Annotated in this window: 13 protein-coding genes and 1 tRNA gene; 4 read left to right on the top strand and 10 right to left on the bottom strand. The window is 61.2% G+C overall.

Features of this window, described 5'->3' with window-relative positions; genetic code table 11:
- Positions 1-140: 140 nt before the first annotated feature.
- Both DQ393_RS24790 and DQ393_RS24785 read right to left on the bottom strand, forming a co-directional pair.
- Positions 141-488, bottom strand: a complete 348-nt coding sequence (locus DQ393_RS24790) for a VOC family protein (protein WP_112344411.1) — start codon at positions 486-488, stop codon at positions 141-143.
- A 143-nt stretch (positions 489-631) separates the two neighbouring features.
- Positions 632-2128, bottom strand: coding sequence for a CoA-acylating methylmalonate-semialdehyde dehydrogenase (locus tag DQ393_RS24785; protein WP_112344348.1), 1497 nt, complete (start codon positions 2126-2128; stop codon positions 632-634).
- 125 nt (positions 2129-2253) lie between these two features.
- Here DQ393_RS24785 and DQ393_RS24780 point away from each other — a divergent pair, with 125 nt between their 5' ends.
- Positions 2254-3135, top strand: a complete 882-nt coding sequence (locus DQ393_RS24780; RefSeq protein WP_112344347.1) for a LysR family transcriptional regulator — start codon at positions 2254-2256, stop codon at positions 3133-3135.
- Positions 3136-3147: 12 nt separating this feature from the next.
- On the opposite strand, the gene DQ393_RS24775 is transcribed toward DQ393_RS24780, so the two are convergent.
- Entirely contained in the window at positions 3148-3357 is a 210-nt protein-coding gene (locus DQ393_RS24775) for a hypothetical protein (protein WP_112344346.1), read from the bottom strand.
- A 191-nt stretch (positions 3358-3548) separates the two neighbouring features.
- Here DQ393_RS24775 and DQ393_RS33530 point away from each other — a divergent pair, with 191 nt between their 5' ends.
- Positions 3549-3698 carry a hypothetical protein gene (locus DQ393_RS33530; RefSeq protein WP_181592417.1) on the top strand — a complete coding sequence of 50 codons (150 nt, stop codon included), beginning with the start codon at positions 3549-3551 and terminating at the stop codon, positions 3696-3698.
- Positions 3699-3745: 47 nt separating this feature from the next.
- Here the strand turns inward: DQ393_RS33530 and DQ393_RS24770 are convergent.
- Positions 3746-3822 (bottom strand) — tRNA-His (locus DQ393_RS24770).
- 221 nt (positions 3823-4043) lie between these two features.
- Complete coding sequence (locus tag DQ393_RS24765) at positions 4044-4490, bottom strand: phasin (RefSeq protein WP_112344345.1); 447 nt, start codon at positions 4488-4490, stop codon at positions 4044-4046.
- A gap of 223 nt (positions 4491-4713) precedes the next feature.
- Here DQ393_RS24765 and DQ393_RS24760 point away from each other — a divergent pair, with 223 nt between their 5' ends.
- Positions 4714-8367, top strand: coding sequence for an ATP-binding protein (locus DQ393_RS24760; RefSeq protein WP_112344344.1), 3654 nt, complete (start codon positions 4714-4716; stop codon positions 8365-8367).
- Between the two features lie 20 nt (positions 8368-8387).
- On the opposite strand, the gene DQ393_RS24755 is transcribed toward DQ393_RS24760, so the two are convergent.
- From DQ393_RS24755 to DQ393_RS24745, 3 genes are all read right to left on the bottom strand, one after another.
- Positions 8388-8789, bottom strand: a complete 402-nt coding sequence (locus DQ393_RS24755) for a GFA family protein (RefSeq protein WP_112344343.1) — start codon at positions 8787-8789, stop codon at positions 8388-8390.
- A gap of 126 nt (positions 8790-8915) precedes the next feature.
- The gene (gene chrA, locus DQ393_RS24750) at positions 8916-10319 is read right to left on the bottom strand and encodes a chromate efflux transporter (protein ID WP_112344342.1); all 1404 of its coding nucleotides are present in this window, start codon (positions 10317-10319) and stop codon (positions 8916-8918) included.
- Between the two features lie 6 nt (positions 10320-10325).
- Complete coding sequence (locus DQ393_RS24745; protein WP_112344341.1) at positions 10326-11138, bottom strand: chromate resistance protein ChrB domain-containing protein; 813 nt, start codon at positions 11136-11138, stop codon at positions 10326-10328.
- A gap of 337 nt (positions 11139-11475) precedes the next feature.
- Here DQ393_RS24745 and DQ393_RS24740 point away from each other — a divergent pair, with 337 nt between their 5' ends.
- Positions 11476-12498 carry a class I SAM-dependent methyltransferase gene (locus DQ393_RS24740; RefSeq protein ID WP_112344340.1) on the top strand — a complete coding sequence of 341 codons (1023 nt, stop codon included), beginning with the start codon at positions 11476-11478 and terminating at the stop codon, positions 12496-12498.
- 86 nt (positions 12499-12584) lie between these two features.
- Here the strand turns inward: DQ393_RS24740 and DQ393_RS24735 are convergent, their stop codons facing one another.
- Both DQ393_RS24735 and DQ393_RS24730 read right to left on the bottom strand, forming a co-directional pair.
- A complete protein-coding gene (locus DQ393_RS24735; RefSeq protein ID WP_112344410.1) occupies positions 12585-14504 on the bottom strand; it encodes a DEAD/DEAH box helicase in 1920 nt (639 codons plus the stop codon).
- Positions 14505-14858: 354 nt separating this feature from the next.
- Positions 14859-16811 (bottom strand): acetoacetate--CoA ligase, encoded by a 1953-nt coding sequence (locus tag DQ393_RS24730; RefSeq protein WP_112344339.1) that lies wholly within the window; start codon positions 16809-16811, stop codon positions 14859-14861.
- Positions 16812-16906 lie beyond the last annotated feature (95 nt).

Below are 16906 nucleotides of genomic sequence, written 5' to 3'. Positions count from 1 at the left end.
CACAACTCGCCTTAACGTTGCACTTGAAAGCAGGAAATCGAGCGCCGATCAATGGAAAAATATCAGCCGGCGGCATTCGGCCCGCGAAAGAGCAACCAGCTCAGGCAGATGCAACCTGAATGACATGCCGACTTGGATGCTCAGGGCGTCGCAACCCAGACCGCCATTTCGCAGCCGCCCGGCTCGCGAAAATGGAATCGGCGGCCGCCTGGGAAATCAAAGGCGGGCCGGGTGATGACGCCACCGGCGAATTCGACGGCGCGCTGGGCCGCTTCCAGATCGGTGGCGCGCACGACGGGCAAGGGCGTGCCGGCGGCCTCCCCCGCGTCCCCGTCTATGCCGGCATCTATACCGGCCGCCTCGATGACATGATAGGTCGGCCCATAGCTGACAAAACTCCAATCGAAGGCTTCCTCGAAGAAGCGCCGGGTTTTCAGGCCGTCTTTCGATGGAAATTCGAGATAGTCGATCTGATAGGTCACAGGCACAGTGCGGCCCTCCAATTGTTCTCGTTTTGTTCTAGACCAAAACGATGACACAGACAAGATCACTCTATCGAAAACGGGTGCAACAAAAAACCGCCGCCCGAAACGTGCCGGGCGGCGGCCGATAATACCAATGGTGGCGATACTTACTTCATCGTCGGCATGACGAATTCGGCGCCATCCTTGATGCCGGACGGCCAGCGGGCGGTGATCGTCTTCGTGCGCGTCCAGAACTTGATCGAGTCCGTGCCGTGCTGGTTGAGATCGCCGAAGCTCGAGGCCTTCCAGCCGCCAAAGGAGTGATAGGCGAGCGGAACCGGGATCGGAACGTTGACGCCGATCATGCCTATGTTGATGCGCGAGGCGAAATCGCGGGCCGCATCACCGTCGCGGGTATAGATGGCGACGCCGTTGCCGTATTCGTGCTTCATCGGCAGGTCGAGCGCTTCTTCGTAATTCTTGGCGCGGACGACCGAGAGAACCGGTCCGAAGATCTCGGTCTTGTAGATGTCCATCTCGGGCTTGACATGGTCGAACAGCGTGCCGCCGACGAAATAGCCATCTTCATAGCCCTGCAGCTTGAAGCCGCGGCCGTCGACGACCAGCTTGGCGCCTTCTTCGACGCCGCGATCGATCAGGCCGTTGACGCGGTTATAGGCATCCTTGGTGACGAGCGGGCCCATGTCGGCCTTGTCATCGGTATAAGGGCCGATGCGCAGGGATTCGATCTTCGGCACCAGCTTCTCGACGAGACGGTTGGCCGTGTCTTCGCCGACCGGAACCGCAACCGATACCGCCATGCAGCGCTCGCCGGCCGAACCGTAGCCGGCGCCCATCAGGGCGTTGACGGCCTGGTCCATATCGGCGTCAGGCATGATGATCATGTGGTTCTTGGCGCCGCCGAAGCACTGGGCGCGCTTGCCGTTCATGGCGGCGGTGCCATAGACGTAGCGGGCGATCGGCGTGGAGCCGACGAAGGAAACGGCAGCGATATCCGGATCTGTCAGGATGGCGTCTACCGCGGCCTTGTCACCATTGACGACGTTGAGGATGCCTGCCGGCAGGCCGGCTTCGATCATCAGTTCGGCCAGGCGGAGCGGCACGGACGGATCGCGCTCGGACGGCTTCAGGATGAAGGCATTGCCGCAGGCGATCGCTGGCGCAAACATCCACATCGGGATCATCGCCGGGAAGTTGAACGGCGTGATGCCCGCGCCGACGCCGACCGGCTGGCGGATGGAGTACATGTCGATCGCCGGGCCGGCGCCTTCGGTAAACTCACCCTTCTGCAGATGCGGGATGCCGCAGACGAATTCGCAGACTTCCAGGCCGCGAACAATATCGCCCTTGGAATCTTCGACCGTCTTGCCGTGCTCCTTGGAAAGAAGCGTGGCGAGCTCATCCATGTTCTTGTTCAGCAGCTCGACGAATTTGAAGAAGACGCGTGCGCGGCGCTGCGGATTGGTAGCCGCCCATTTGGGCTGCGCGGCCTTGGCATTCTCAACCGCGGCGCGGATTTCCTCGACACTGGCGAGCGCGACGGTCGCCTGCATTTCGCCGGTTGCCGGGTTGCAGACCTTGCTGATGCGCCCGCTCGTGCCGGCGACATGCTTGCCGCCGATGAAATGACCGATCTCACGCATGGATGTGCCTCCTCGTTTTCTTCGATGCTGACAGGATCGCACTTCAATTTGCACAAATCAATGAGCTGATATAAGCAACCGTTGTGCAAAAATTAAAGCCCTCGATGTGCAAATTGGATATGTGAATGGATTGGGATGATGTCCGCATGTTTCTCGCCGTCGCGCGAACCGGGCAGATTCTGGCGGCTTCGAAACGGCTGGGTGTCAACCACGCGACCCTCTCCCGCCGTGTGACGACGCTGGAGGAGCGGCTGAAGACGCGGTTGCTGGTGCGGCGTACCAATGGCTGTGACCTGACGGCGGAAGGCGAGATTTTTCTGCACGCGGCGGAGCGCATGGAAACGGAGATGCTGCGCGCGCAGGCAAGCGTCGGCCATCTCGACAGCGCCATAACAGGGACGGTGCGGATCGGCGCGCCCGACGGTTTCGGCGTCTCATTTCTCGCGCCGCGTCTCGGGCGGCTGATCGCCCGGTATCCGGAGCTGCGTATCCAGCTCGTGCCCGTTCCCCGCTCCTTTTCGCTGTCGCAGCGCGAGGCCGATATCGCGATCACGCTGGAGCGCCCCGAGCAGGGCCGGCTGGTCTCGTCCAAGCTCACGGACTACACGCTCGGTCTCTACGCCTCGAAAGCCTATCTGGCCCAGGCGGGACTACCCGACAGCGTCGAGGCGCTGAAGCTGCATCCCCGCATCGGCTATGTCGAGGATCTGATCTTCACGGCGTCACTGAATTTCTCCGGCGAAATCATGCGCAGCTGGGATGCCTCCTTCGAGATCTCCACCGCCATCGGCCAGACGGAAGCGGTTCGCTCCGGCGCCGGCATCGGCATCCTGCACGATTATATCGCCAGGCAGTTTCCCGAGCTCAACCGTATCCTGCCCGATGTCTCCATCAAGCGGGCCTACTGGACGACCTATCATGAAAGTGCCCGCGACCTCGTGCGCGTGCGCACCGTCGTGGATTTCCTGCAGGAACTGGTGAGCGAAGAGCGGCGGATCTTCTTGTAACGCCCGCACGCGTTACGGCAGCAAGCTGTTCCACCAGCATGGAGGATGCGGCGGAGCCTCGGCTGCGGCATGCTTCGGCGGCTCTTTGTTCTCGTCGGGATTGGGAACGGGAATCTCGTCCGGCAGCCTGTCGGGCTCCGGCTCTTCGACCGGCGGCTCCGGCGTCCATCCGGGGCCGGGCATCGGCGGCTTTTCGGGGATCGGCTCGTTCGGCACCGACATCGGCCTGATCCTTTCGTCTCGTTGCTGATAAGGACAGAACGATGGGAGGCCGGCGGGGTTCCAAGATTAATGTCGTGATATCGGCAAGCGCATCGCCATCCACCAGCACACACCGGCATTATCCGAAATCGCCGGTGCTGGACAACGCGCTCTCAAAGCCTAGTATTTCAGACCTGAGCCAGGGAGCTACGATGATGAGCGACAAGAAGCAGCAGAAACTGAGCGAGAAGGAGCGCAAGGAACAGGACGATTACCTGGAGGAAGCGCTGGAGGAGACTTTTCCCGCGAGCGATCCGATATCGCCCGGTCACGTCTCGAAGAAGCCTGAAGATAAGAAATAGGCTCTGTGGCTGACGGGTCAGCTGTACAAGATGAACAGAGGAGAGAATGGTACGGTTGAGTGGGGTCGAACCACTGACCTCAGGTGCCACAAACCTGCGCTCTAACCAACTGAGCTACAACCGCACATGCCCGCGTCGCCGCGAACGGGGGTGACATACGAGGACTTTAAAATTATTTCAAGTCCTATCTCCCCGCAATATAAAAAAGCTTTGCAGATATCCCAATGATGAAGCCCGGCGGAATACCGGGCAAGCCGGCTTATGCCGGAAATAAAAAGCCCCGCCCCAGGCTTGCACCTGGGAACGGGACGTTCGCGCCTTGGGAGGCTTATTGTCGGAAAATGATCAGGCCTTGAAGGAGGCCATTGCCTTTTCAGCGGCGTCCTTAGCGGGCTTTGCCAGCTTCTCGGCAACCTTCTTGGTGGTGTCCTGGATGGACTTGGCCTGCTCGACGGTGACTTCGGCCTGCTTGCGGATGAAGGCGGTCTGAAGTTCGAAGAGTTCGGCAACGGACTTGACGCGAAGCAGGGCTTCCATGTGAGCCAGCGAGCTTTCGGCATTGGTACGCAGAACGTCGATCGCCTTGAGGCCGATTTCCACGGAACCGGACTGCGCGGTCTGCACGGTTGCCTCAACCGTCTTGCCTGCTTCCTCGGTCGCAGCCTTCAGCTTCGCGAAGGCTTCCTTGGACTGGGCAGCGCCCTTTTCAGCGAAGTCGCGGAAGGTTTCCGAGAACTTGGACGGATCGAATGCCGCCGTTGAAAAAACGTCGTCTTTCTTTACAGTAGCCATGATTACGCTCCTAAAAGGGTCCTCTCTGAGGTGCCCGTCGTGAACTTGTGTGAGGCCTATATAATATAAAAAATTGTGCAGTGCAATATATTTTGTGCGGCGCACAAGGCGTTAACCTTTCCGGCCGAAAAATGGGCCCTTCGCTGGACCGAAAAGCGGCGCGCCGTTATTAATAAACCATTAAAGCAAGAGAGGCGATTACGCCCGCAAAACAGGTTGGAAAATGCCCGCAATTCAATATCCGTTCATTGACATTGCCGTGCATCCCCGCGTCCGGGAACGTTTCGCACGCGGCGAAGCCATGGTCATGTTCTCGACCGGCATGGACCGCGTGCTCTGGGCCAATGGTGCCGGCGCCAACCTCTTCGGCTATGACGTCATCTATGATTTTGTCGAACAAGGACCGAAGCCCGGCGACGTCTCGTTCCGTCAGATCGAGGCAACGGCGCGCGGCCTCGGTGCGGTCGGCGACCAGCGCACATTCCTGATCCGCATGGCCTCGGGCTTCCAGCGGGCTGTTGTCAATGCGGCCGTCGAGCTCATCCGCATCCAGGCCGGCGAAGAGGCGGTCCTGTTTTCTTCTCCGGTCTCATCGAAGCCGCTCGCATCGGCCGAATGCGCCAGGCGCATGATCGACGGGTTCGACGATCCCGATACCCACATGGCGGTCATCGGCCGCGACGGCGATATCATTGCCGCTTCCGCCGGCTTCGGCGCACTCGGCGTGACGCCGCAGACGGCACGGATGCTGACGACCATGGCTGGCGCCCAGCCCGACCGGCTGATCAAGCGGCCGATCTCGACCGGTCATGGCTATTTGCCTGCCGCGATCGGCAAGCTGTCGGAAATTCCAGCCTTGCATCTGCTATTTGTCGTCGAGGCCGCGATGGGCCGCCTCGATCCGGCGGAGGACCGCACCGAAAAGGCAGGCTCCACCGTATCTGCCGTGGTTGAACCGCAGACGGAAGGGGTACGCGAGGAGCTCGAGGCGGCGGCGGATGAGACTGCAAAGCCTGTCGAGGACGTGCCTTTCGGCGATGTCATCGAGGCCGTGGCCGATATCGAGGAACTGGACGAGCCGTCGGAATATCGCTCCGACGAGCAGCAAGAAGCGCCGCCGTATTCGGAAAGCACGGACAAGGATATGCATGCGCCGGTGCTGGCGAATGGCGCCGACGCGGCGGAGGACGAAGCCGCCCTTCATAACGGGACGCCGCAGGAACAGGCGGCAACCAGCGACGAAGAGCCGGCCAAGGATGCTCCGGCGGAAACGCGTGTTGAACAGCCTTCATCGGAAAGTTCGTCCGCCGAGAATCATCCTGTCGAAGGCTTTACCTTCCAGCGCAATGGGCGCGCCACACGTTTCGTGTGGAAGATCGATGCGGCTGGCCGGTTCAGCGAGGTTTCCCGCGAATTCGCCGACGCGGTCGGTCCCCATGCGGCCCAGATTGCGGGCGAGGCCTTCGCCGATGTCGCCCAGCGCTTCAATCTCGATCCGGACCGCAAGATTGCGGAATTGCTCGCGCGGCGCGATACATGGTCTGGCCGGACGATCTACTGGCCGGTAGAAGGCACGAGCCTGATGGTGCCGGTCGATCTGGCGGCGCTACCGACCTATACCCGCAGCCGCGAATTCGACGGTTTCCGCGGCTTCGGCGTCGTACGCTTGGCGGACGCGATCGACGATCCGATGAAACGCGGCATGGATCTCGGCCATCAGGATGACAAGGATGCGGCACGTGCCACCGATCCTTTAGCGGAAGTCGAGGTGGTTTCCGAGGAGCAACCGGCTTCCGCGCCCGAGGCTCCGGTCGCGACGGAAGAGGCGGAGAGCCTGGCGCAGGATACGGCGGAAGATGCTGCCGCCGAGCACCACGAACCGCCTGCCCTGCGGATTTCCGAAACTCCGAACCGGCGTGAATCGGACAAGGTGGTTCGCCTGCACGAGCGCCGGACCTTGACGCAGGCCGGCCTTTCGCTCAGCGAGCAGGCCGCCTTCCGGGAGATCGCGCGACAGCTGGAGCCCTTTGGCAAGCGCACGGAACCGCCTACGGAGCAGCCGCACGACGAACGGCACGAAGACGATGCCGATATCGCCCCGCAGCCGAATGCGGCCGACGAGATCCTGTCGGATATGGAGGAGCCGACTGAGGGAAGCGACCACGTCCAGGACGGGCAGACAACGGCTCCAGAGGCTGGGGAGGATGCATCCAATCCGCTCGAGAAGCTGGCCGAAACCACGGATGGCGACAGCCTTGGGACCGTCGACGGCGCTCAGGCCGAAAATCCGGCCGCTTCCGCCGAGCCGGAGGAGGATTTCGATCCGCTTGACGTCCTGAACACCGCCATTCCGCCGCGCGTGAAGATGCGCACGGGCCTGTCTTCCGAGATCGTCGATCAGTTGCCGCTCGCGATCCTTATCCATGCCGGCGATCGCCTGATCCACGGCAATCCGGAATTCCTGCGGCTGACCGGCTACGAGAACCTAGACGATCTCGAGCAGATCGGCGGGCTGGACGCGCTGCTGCAGCGCAACGACCTGGAAGGCAAGACCGAACAGCCCGGTACGATGATGGTCGTGCGCGCCGACGATGCACTGGTGCCGGTTACGGCACGCTTGCAGTCGATCCGCTGGGAAGATGGTACGGCATTGATGCTGGCGCTGATGCCAGTGGAAAGAAGCGAGCCGCCGGCACCGCCGCCGCAGTCCATTCCCGAAGAGGCACGCCACGAGCGCATCGTCGAGAAAGTCGCGAAGTTGCAGGTGGAGATCGAGGAGCTGCGCTCGACGCTGGAGACGGCAACGGACGGCGTGATCATTATCGGCCAGGAGGGCGAGATCCGCTCGATGAATCGGTCGGCAAGCGCCCTCTTCAATTATGACGATCAGGAAACGCGCGGCAAACCCTTCGTTATGCTGTTTGCCCATGAGAGCCAGAAGGCTGTGCTCGATTATCTCGGCGGTCTTTCGGGCCATGGCGTCGCCAGCGTACTCAATGACGGCCGCGAAGTGATCGGCCGCGAGGCCTCCGGCGGCTTCGTGCCGCTGTTCATGACCATGGGGCGCCTCAACTCCTCGAACGGCTACTGCGCCGTCATCCGCGACATCACGCAATGGAAGCGCACGGAAGAGGAACTGCGCAACGCCAAGCGTGCCGCCGAAACCGCCAATGCCCACAAGACGGATTTCCTGGCGCGCGTCAGCCATGAAATCCGCACGCCGCTCAATGCCATCATCGGCTTTTCCGACATGATGGCCGGCGAACGCTTCGGGCCGATCGGTCACTCGCGCTATATCGAATATGCGACCGATATCGGCCGTTCCGGCCGCCATGTGCTCGACATCGTCAACGATCTTCTCGATATCTCCAAGATCGAGGCGGGCGAGATGGACCTGGATTTCGCCTCCGTCGGCCTTAACGAGGCGATCACCGAAGCGGTGTCGCTCGTGCAGCCGCAAGCCAATAGCCAGCGCGTCATCATCCGCACGGCGTTGTCGCAATCGGTGCCGAATGTCGTTGCCGACCTGCGCTCGATCAAGCAGATCGCGCTCAACATCCTTTCCAACGCCATCCGCTTCACGCCGTCTGGCGGTCAGATCGTGGTGTCGACCGCCTATGAAGGCAATGGCAGTGTCGTGATGCGGATCAGGGATACCGGTGTCGGCATGACGCGCTCGGAGCTCGAGCAGGCCATGAAGCCGTTCCGGCAGGTCTCCACCAATGCCCGCAAGCGCGGCGACGGCACGGGCCTCGGCCTGCCGCTGACCAAGGCCATGGTCGATGCCAATCGGGCGACCTTCGCGATCAACTCAGCTCCGAACGAGGGCACGCTGGTCGAGATCACCTTCCCATCGCCGAGGGTGTTGGCGAACTGAGAGAGATCGCCTACCCCCTATCAGAACCAGAGATCGCGCACGCATCGCCCGTCGGAAGGCAAGTCTTCAAACGTGTCGAGCCCATCGAAATGATCGATCGGCAGGTCGGCGACGAGATCCGGCGGCGCCAGCCGCACGTTGACGGCCATGCGCCGGCGACCATCCTTTTGCAGCCGCAGGCCGCGCCAGCTCACGACGCAGGCGCAGGATGGGCAGAACAATATTTCGAGGGATGGCTTGTCTTTGCCGACGCGGGTGTAGGAGGCGGTCCGGCCAGTGACGGAGACCCGCTCTCCTTCGTAATCATAGGCCCACAGCGTGCCGTAGCGCCGGCAGAGCGTGCAGTTGCAGGCCGTAATCGAGCCTGGATCGCCTTCGAGCCTCCAGCCCGTCTTGCCGCAATGACATGAGCCGATCAGCATGGGCACGCCACTCCATTCACTCCCTGCTCGAAGGCTGCATTCTGCCTCAGTCGCGAGATCCCTGCAAATTACCGGGAGGAGACGAATCTCCACTCCGGGCCACTAGCGCGGTGAGTGTCTCTGCCGTCAGGAAACGAAGACAGTCCAGCCGACGCCCAAAGCGGCGGATGCCAATAAGGTCGATATCACTGACATCTTCAAGCGAAAGATGGCCATCGCTGCCAACAGGGTCAGCATGAGCGAGGGCGGTGAAAGCGACGTCAGGACGGGCACGTCCATCGTCCATGAACCATAGGTGAAACTTGCTGTCTCACGGAACAGCACATGGAGCCCGAACCAAATCGCGAGATTGAGGATGACGCCCACTACCGCCGCCGTTATCGCCGACATGGCGCCGGTCAGCGCGACATTCCCACGCATCTTCTCGATGAATGGCGCGCCCGCGAAAATCCAAAGGAAGCTCGGCAGGAAGGTGACCCATGTCGTCAGCAAGGCGGCAAAGGTTGCTGCCGCGAGAGGGTTGAGGGTACCGGGACTGCGATAACCCGCCAGGAACCCAACGAACTGCGTGACCATGATCAGCGGTCCAGGGGTCGTTTCCGCCATTCCCAGTCCGTCCAGCATCTCGCCCGGCCGCAGCCAGCCCAACTGCTGCACGGCCTCCTGCGCGACATAGGCCAGCACGGCGTAGGCGCCGCCGAAGGTTACGACTGCCATTTCGCTGAAGAATATGCCGATCTTGGAAAAAACGTTATCGGGACCGAGGGTCAGCAGGAGGGCCGCAACCGGAATGAGCCAGGCGACCGCCAATGCACCTGACGTCTTCAGAGACCATGCGAGGTTCGGTCGAGCGTGCAAGGGGATCTCCTCGCCAAGAACGGAGTCGCTATCCTCGAGGATCGTCCCGGAGCCCGACTTGTGTCCGCCACCTATCCTGAAAGCAGCGATCCCTCCGCGAGAGGCGAGATAGCCGATAAGTCCGGCCCCAACGATGATGAGCGGAAACGGAACGTGCAGAAAGAAGATCGCCACGAAAGCTACGGCGGCCAATGCAACCATAACGTTGTTTTTGAGGGCTCGGCTGCCGATGCGGAAGACGGCCTGGATTACGACCGCCAGCACGGCGCATTTGAGCCCGAAGAACATCCCCTCGATGAAGGTCAGGTTCCCGAACAGGACGTAGACATAACTGAGCGCGAGGATCGCCAGGAAGCCCGGCAGCACGAATAGAATACCCGCGATCATGCCGCCCAGGGTCCTGTTCAGCAGCCAGCCTATATAGATGGCAAGCTGATGCGCTTCCGGACCCGGCAGCAACATGCAGTAGTTCAGGGCATGAAGGAACCTATGCTCTCCTACCCATTTCTTTTCATCGACGACGATGCGGTGCATGACGGCGATCTGCCCAGCCGGTCCGCCGAAACTTAGGGCGGCTACACGGGTCCAGACCTTTATGGCTTCGCTGAGGGGAACGATATCCTGTTCAGCCGCGCTTGGTCGCGCGGCCGTGTTCTTTATGAGGTCCGTCATGGTCTCTTATGCCTTCCTCGGGTTGGGCCAATTGTGCGTCTCTTCCGTCGCGTCGCGGCACCAACGATAGAAGGCGTCATACAATGTCATGCCGGCCTCCAGTTGCTCCAAGTCGTCGTTGAACATCCGCGAAAGCCCGAGCGAGGCTGCAAGCAGTCCGGGTGCTTCAGGCGCCAATTCGGGCCGAGATGTGTCCGCGGCACGAACGATGGTCGCAAGGTGAAGAAGAGGCTCGGTGCCGAGGCCGAACTCTTCGACCATGACATCGAAGGTGCACAACTCGCCGCGATGGCTCCAGAAGACATCCTCGATGTCGAAGGGTACCGCCTTGAAGCGATCAGCGACAGCCGTAACTTCGACCGCCGGAACGAACAGGAAGATCGCTGAGGGATCGACGAAGCGCCGGATCAGCCATGGGCAAGCAATGCGATCGATCTTCGGCCGCGCCCTTGTTACCCATACGGTCCGCCCTTTGTCATCGCGAGGGGGCAGTTTCTCTTCGGGGATCAGCGCGCCTCTTGCGCTCCGCCATGCCTCGAAACCGCCTTCAAGAACCTCCGCTTCCTTTCCGAAGATCCGGAGATAAGCGGCAACCCCGTGACCGAGTTTCTGTCCTTTCTGGCAGAGGACGATGGCTGGCCCAGCCAATTCGCTCGCCCAGTCGGTGACCGTCCGATAGTCGCGACGAATCGAGCCGGGAATGAGACGGGGATCGGCAGCGAAATCCTCGTCGGTGCGGACGTCGATGATCGTCGGCAGGTTGGGCGTGCCGATAATACGGTTCAGCTTGTCAGGTGTAATTTCCAGAAATGACGGCATAGCGCGTCCTCCGTTGGCTCGGTTTCACGGACGCGATTCTTCAGCCGTAGCCTCGTGGGGTGATCGCAACCCCATAATTAATTTTCTGCTCGACATTATCCAAATGTCAAGCCGGATAACCGCTTGCTGCCGCTGTTTTCCGAACCATGGACGATGTTCATAGGCCTGCCAGTGATGCTGGGGCCGCATGAATGACTTCGGCCGTGCCGCCAGAATATCTGATGTGTCTCGGCAGTATTAGCGACGACAAACTTAAACTCAGTCGCCTTTTGTGAGATAACTCATCATTGCGACCGACTATTCCGGTCGGTCATTGGGCACATAAGGGGGGGATCCAATGTCAACGACGGCAGTAGAAGCAGACGTGGGCGAAGTTTCACCTAATCTGGTGGTCGATGCGATGTTTGCGTGCCGAAAGACGGCTGCCATCGTAGCCGCCATAGAACTCGATCTTTTTACTCTGATCGGTGACGGCAGCAATGCGGCATCCTTGGCGGCCGCAACAAATGCAGCTGAAAGAGGCGTGCGCATTCTGTGCGACTATCTCGTTGTGAACGGCTTTCTCACGAAAACAGGCAATCAATACGCTCTGACACCATCCAGCCGAGCCTTCCTCGACCGGCATTCGCCGGCCTATATGGGCGCGGCCATCGAGTTCCTGGCCGCACCGGAAATCCTCAGGCAGATCCTGGGCGATCCGGCTTCTTATGTCCGCAATGGCGGGTCCATTGGATTGGCAAACATGTCTCCGGACAATCCGGTGTGGGTGAAATTTGCTCGCGGCATGGGCTCGTTCATAGGCGGCAGCGCGATCGGCCTCGCCGCCGAAATGGCCAACTTGCCCATACAGCCAAGGAAGATACTTGATATTGCCGCAGGGCACGGACTTTTCGGGATCGAGATGGCGAAGGCTTTTCCTTCGGCCGAGATCGTTGCAGTCGATTGGGGCTCCGTTCTGGAATTGGCCAAACAAAACGCGCAGCAATTTGGCGTTGCCGAACGCTACAAGCTCGTTCCGGGCAGCGCATTCGAAGTCGACTGGGGCACGGACTATGATCTTATCCTGCTGCCGAACTTCCTTCATCACTTCGACCTGGAAACCTGCGCCGGATTGCTCAGGAAGAGCCGGGCTACCCTGAGCGCCGAGGGCAAGGTGGTTGCGGTGGACTTCGTGCCGAACGACGATCTCATATCGCCGCCCTTCCCAGCCGCTTTCTCATGGGAGATGCTGGCGAGTACGCCAAGAGGCGAGGCCTACACGCAGAAGGACCTGGCCGAGATGGCTAGGCGCGCCGGTTTTCATAATGTGAGGATAAAGCCGCTACCACCATCGCCGGCAAGCCTGATCTTCTTCGAGTAGCAGGCCGGAACACCGGTCTCCTCTTGCCGGGAGATGTGGAGACAGCGCCAAGGGGGCGGCCGCCCCCTTGAACACGGAGATAGAAATTAATTTCCCTGCGCCCGCTCGGCCTTGCGCTTGGCCCTTGAATTCGGTTTGCCTGCTGGCGGGCCGTCGTTCTTGGCGAAGCCCGGCTTGCCGGGCTTTTTCGCCCAGGGCTTCTTGTCGGAGCGCTCGGAAACGCCGCCCTCGCCTGCATGCGCCCGCTCCGGTTTGCGGTCGGACTTCCATTTCGGCTTCGGGCCGTCATTCGAACGCGGTCCCTTGTCGGCGAAGGGCTTCTTCTTTGCGAAGCCGCCTTCCCGCTTGGCCTGCTGGAAATCCGGCATGCCGGCAAGCGGCTTGACGCGGATACCGCGCTCCAGCGTCTTGTCCGGGCCGATGGCCGCGAGGAAGCGCTCGAAACTCTCCTGAGAGAGCTCGACGAAAGTCTCCTCGGGCTGCATCTTGATGGCACCGATGTCGCGCTTGGTCAGGTTGCCGTTGCGGCAGAGCATGGGAATCAGCCAGCGCGGCTCGGCATTCTGCTTGCGTCCGACAGAGAGCGATACCCAGGCTCCATCGGTGAAATCGTTGCGTCCCGCAGACGAGCCCTCATCGCGAGGCGTGACCGGAAAGTCATCCCGACGCGGCTTTCTGCGCTCGCCTTCTGCCGGCACGTCCTGCAATTCCTCGGGCGCGGAGTGACCGGCGCGGTATTGCCGCAGGAACGCGGCGGCGACCTGCTCGGCGCCATGGCGCTGCAGCAGCTGCTGCACGATCGACTGCTCGTCTTCGGCAAGCGCAGCAGTAAAGACGGGATCGGCGAGAAGACGCTCGTCGTCACGCTGGCTCACCTCGTCGGCCGACGGCGGCTTTGCCCAGGTGGCGCGGATGCGGGCGGCTTCCAGCAGGCGTTCGGTGCGACGACGGGCACTCAGCGGCACGATCATGGCGCTGACGCCCTTGTTGCCGGCGCGGCCGGTGCGGCCGCTGCGATGCAGCAGCGTTTCCGGATTGGTCGGCAGATCGGCATGAATGACCAGTTCCAGCCCCGGCAGATCGATACCGCGGGCCGCGACGTCCGTTGCGATACAGACGCGGGCGCGGCCGTCGCGCATGGCCTGCAGGGCGTGCGTGCGCTCGTTCTGGCTGAGCTCACCCGACAGGGCTACGACCGAAAAGCCGCGATTGTTGAACCGCGCCGTCAGATGATTGACGGCAGCGCGCGTCGAGCAGAAGACGATGGCGTTGCGCGCCTCATAGTAGCGCAGCACGTTGATGATGGCGTTTTCCCTGTCGCTCGGTACCACGGTCAGCGCGCGATAGTCGATATCGACATGCTGCTTGGCCTCGGAGGCGGTGGCGATGCGGACGGCATCGCGCTGGTAGTTTTCGGCAAGCTTGGCGATCGAGCGCGGCACGGTTGCGGAAAACATCAGGGTGCGGCGCTCGGAGGGTGCTGCTTCCAGAATGAACTCCAGATCTTCGCGGAAACCGAGATCGAGCATCTCGTCGGCTTCATCAAGCACGACGGCCTTCAGTTCGGAGATATCGAGCGAATTGCGGCGAATATGATCGCAGAGACGCCCCGGCGTGCCTACGACGATATGGGCACCGCGTTCCAATGTCCGCCGCTCCGTACGCATGTCCATGCCGCCGACGCAGGAGGCGATCGTCGCCCCCGTCAGGCCGTAGAGCCATTCCAGCTCGCGCTGGACCTGCAGCGCCAGTTCGCGGGTCGGCGCGATCGCCAGCGCCAACGGAGCGCCGGCGCGGCCGAAGCGTTCGGCACCGTCGAGCAGGCCGGGCGCCAACGCCAGACCAAAGGCAACCGTCTTGCCTGAACCGGTCTGAGCCGAGACAAGGGCATCCTTGCCGGCGAGGCCGGGATCGAGCATCGCCTTCTGTACCGGCGTCAGCGTTTCATAACCACGCTTCGACAAAGCCTCGGCAATCGCAGGAGCGATGCCTTCGAAATCAGTCATCATCTGTCTTTCGGAATTCTTCGCACACCCTCAGGCGGCGATCATCGTGGTTCGCACGTCGCGAACCTCTTCTTCAGGCCTGCACATACTTGTTCGGCAGGCCGATGTACAGAGCAGAGGCGCTTTCCTGCACGGTGAAACGAAAAAAAGGCAGCGAACCGCGCTGCCTTTGAAGTTGATGCTGTCTAAAGCAAGCTCGAGTCGGTGAACTTCATGTCTCGGGAGCCAGGGCGGCTCCAATCCGCTCCAGCTCATGCGAACGGTCTCAAGTTGGCCTTTACCTTTGACCAAGCTTTCTTAACACGGGGTTACCAGCGGAGGGTCATCGTTTGCCCCTCAATTTTAGGGACGAGCTCAGCTTTTGAGTTCTTCCAGCCCGGCAAAGAGATCCAGCGCTTCCGGATTGGCGAGCGCCTCCTTGTTCTTGACCGGGCGGCCATGCACCACCTCGCGCACGGCAAGCTCGACGATCTTGCCGGATTTCGTGCGCGGAATATCGGCAACGGCGATGATCTTGGCCGGCACATGACGCGGCGAAGCGCCGGTGCGGATGCGGGTCTTCATCGCCTTGACGAGATCCTCCGTCAGCGACACGCCCGCAGCAAGCCGTACGAAGAGCACGACACGGACATCGTCGTCCCAATCCTGGCCGATGCACAGCGCTTCCAGAACTTCGGGGATCTGCTCGACCTGATTGTAGATCTCGGCGGTGCCGATGCGCACGCCGCCGGGATTGAGTGTCGCATCCGAGCGGCCATGGATGATGAGGCCGCCATGAACGGTCCATTCGGCGAAATCGCCGTGGTACCAGATATTGTCGAAACGCTCGAAATAGGCGGCGCGATATTTGGCGCGCTCCGGATCGTTCCAGAACATGACCGGCATGGAGGGGAAGGCCTTCGTGCAGACGAGTTCGCCCTTTTCGCCACGCACCGGCTTGCCTTCGTCGTTCCAGACATCGACGGCGAGGCCAAGCCCCGGCCCTTGGATCTCGCCGCGCCAGACGGGCTGCAGGGGATTGCCGAGCACGAAACAGGAGACGATATCCGTGCCACCGGAAATCGAGGCCAGCTGGATATCGTCCTTGATCCCCTCATAGACGAAGGTGAAGCCCTCGGGCGATAGCGGCGAGCCGGTAGAGGTCATCAATCGCAGGCTCGAAAGGTCATGCGACGTCTTCGGCGTAAGGCCGCTCTTGTGAACTGCGTCGATATATTTGGCCGAGGTACCGAAGACTGCGAATTTTTCTTCCTGCGCGTAGTCGAACAGGACGTTACCGTCGGGCGCGAAGGGCGATCCGTCGTAGAGGCAGAGCGTCGCGCCGGCGGCAAGGCCGGTCGCCAGCCAGTTCCACATCATCCAGCCGCAGGTGGTGAAGTAGAAGACCTTCTCGCCCGGCACGACGCCGCAATGCAGGCGGTGTTCCTTGATCAGCTGCAGCAGTGCGCCGCCGGTGGAATGCACGATGCACTTCGGAACGCCCGTGGTGCCGGAGGAAAACAGGATGAACAGCGGGTGGGAGAACGCTACAGGCACAAATTCGACGGCCTTCACCTCGAAGGGCGCGACCATATCCTCAAGAGTTTGCGCATTCGGCGTAGCCGCGACTATCGCGGCGGCATTGCCGGCGTAGGGCACAATGACGGTGGGCGCTTTCAGGCGCTGCGCGATGGCGCTGACCTTCGTAGTGACGTCCTGCAGCTTGCCGCCATACCAATAGCCGCTGCAGGCGATGAAGAGCTTCGGCTCGATCTGGCCGAAACGGTCCATGACGCCCTGCTCGCCGAAATCCGGAGAACAGGAAGACCAGATCGCGCCGATCGAGGCGGCGGCCAGCATGCAGGCAATGGTCTCCGGCATGTTCGGCATCATCGCCGCCACACGGTCGCCCTTGCCGATGCCCAGGGCACGATAGGCCTGCTGCAGGCGCGATACCATCGCGGCCAACCGGTCCCATGACCAGCGATCACGCACCTTGTCCTCGCCCCAGAATACCAGCGCATCACCCTCGCCGCTCCTCGACAGCAGGTTTTCGGCGAAATTCAGCTCGGCATCGGGAAAGAAGCGCGCCTCGAGCATGATGTCGCCGTCGATCAGCGCCCTCTCTCCCCGCTTGCCCTTCAAACCGCAGAAATCCCAGACTTCGGTCCAGAATTTTTCTCGTTCGGCAATGGACCAGGCGTGAAGCCCGGCGAAATCCGACATCGAAAGGCCAAAACGCCGGTTGCATTGTTCCATGAAGGCAAACATCGGGCTCTGGCTGCGGAACTCTTCCGACGGCGTCCAAAGCGGCTGCTGATCCTGCATATTTCTCCCTCCCGCTTTTCGCTTGATATAGCGATGCTGCAGCGCATTATAAAATCATGGTGCTGCGGGTATTGCCAGTGTGTGATGTTTGCATC

The organism is Martinezella tropici, from assembly GCF_003287875.1.
Classification (GTDB): Bacteria; Pseudomonadota; Alphaproteobacteria; order Rhizobiales; family Rhizobiaceae; genus Rhizobium; species Rhizobium tropici_C.
This window is presented reverse-complemented; position numbering and strand designations above follow the sequence as displayed.

What these genes read in the sequence shown, in the direction of transcription:
- DQ393_RS24735 (WP_112344410.1), bottom strand. Translation starts at nt 14,504, where the DNA reads ATGACTGATTTCGAAGGCATCGCTCCTGCGATTGCCGAGGCTTTGTCG.
- DQ393_RS24760 (WP_112344344.1), top strand. Translation starts at nt 4,714, where the DNA reads ATGCCCGCAATTCAATATCCGTTCATTGACATTGCCGTGCATCCCCGC.
- chrA (WP_112344342.1), bottom strand. Translation starts at nt 10,319, where the DNA reads ATGACGGACCTCATAAAGAACACGGCCGCGCGACCAAGCGCGGCTGAA.
- DQ393_RS24755 (WP_112344343.1), bottom strand. Translation starts at nt 8,789, where the DNA reads ATGCTGATCGGCTCATGTCATTGCGGCAAGACGGGCTGGAGGCTCGAA.
- DQ393_RS24765 (WP_112344345.1), bottom strand. Translation starts at nt 4,490, where the DNA reads ATGGCTACTGTAAAGAAAGACGACGTTTTTTCAACGGCGGCATTCGAT.
- DQ393_RS24730 (WP_112344339.1), bottom strand. Translation starts at nt 16,811, where the DNA reads ATGCAGGATCAGCAGCCGCTTTGGACGCCGTCGGAAGAGTTCCGCAGC.
- DQ393_RS24785 (WP_112344348.1), bottom strand. Translation starts at nt 2,128, where the DNA reads ATGCGTGAGATCGGTCATTTCATCGGCGGCAAGCATGTCGCCGGCACG.
- DQ393_RS33530 (WP_181592417.1), top strand. Translation starts at nt 3,549, where the DNA reads ATGATGAGCGACAAGAAGCAGCAGAAACTGAGCGAGAAGGAGCGCAAG.
- DQ393_RS24740 (WP_112344340.1), top strand. Translation starts at nt 11,476, where the DNA reads ATGTCAACGACGGCAGTAGAAGCAGACGTGGGCGAAGTTTCACCTAAT.
- DQ393_RS24745 (WP_112344341.1), bottom strand. Translation starts at nt 11,138, where the DNA reads ATGCCGTCATTTCTGGAAATTACACCTGACAAGCTGAACCGTATTATC.
- DQ393_RS24775 (WP_112344346.1), bottom strand. Translation starts at nt 3,357, where the DNA reads ATGTCGGTGCCGAACGAGCCGATCCCCGAAAAGCCGCCGATGCCCGGC.
- DQ393_RS24780 (WP_112344347.1), top strand. Translation starts at nt 2,254, where the DNA reads ATGGATTGGGATGATGTCCGCATGTTTCTCGCCGTCGCGCGAACCGGG.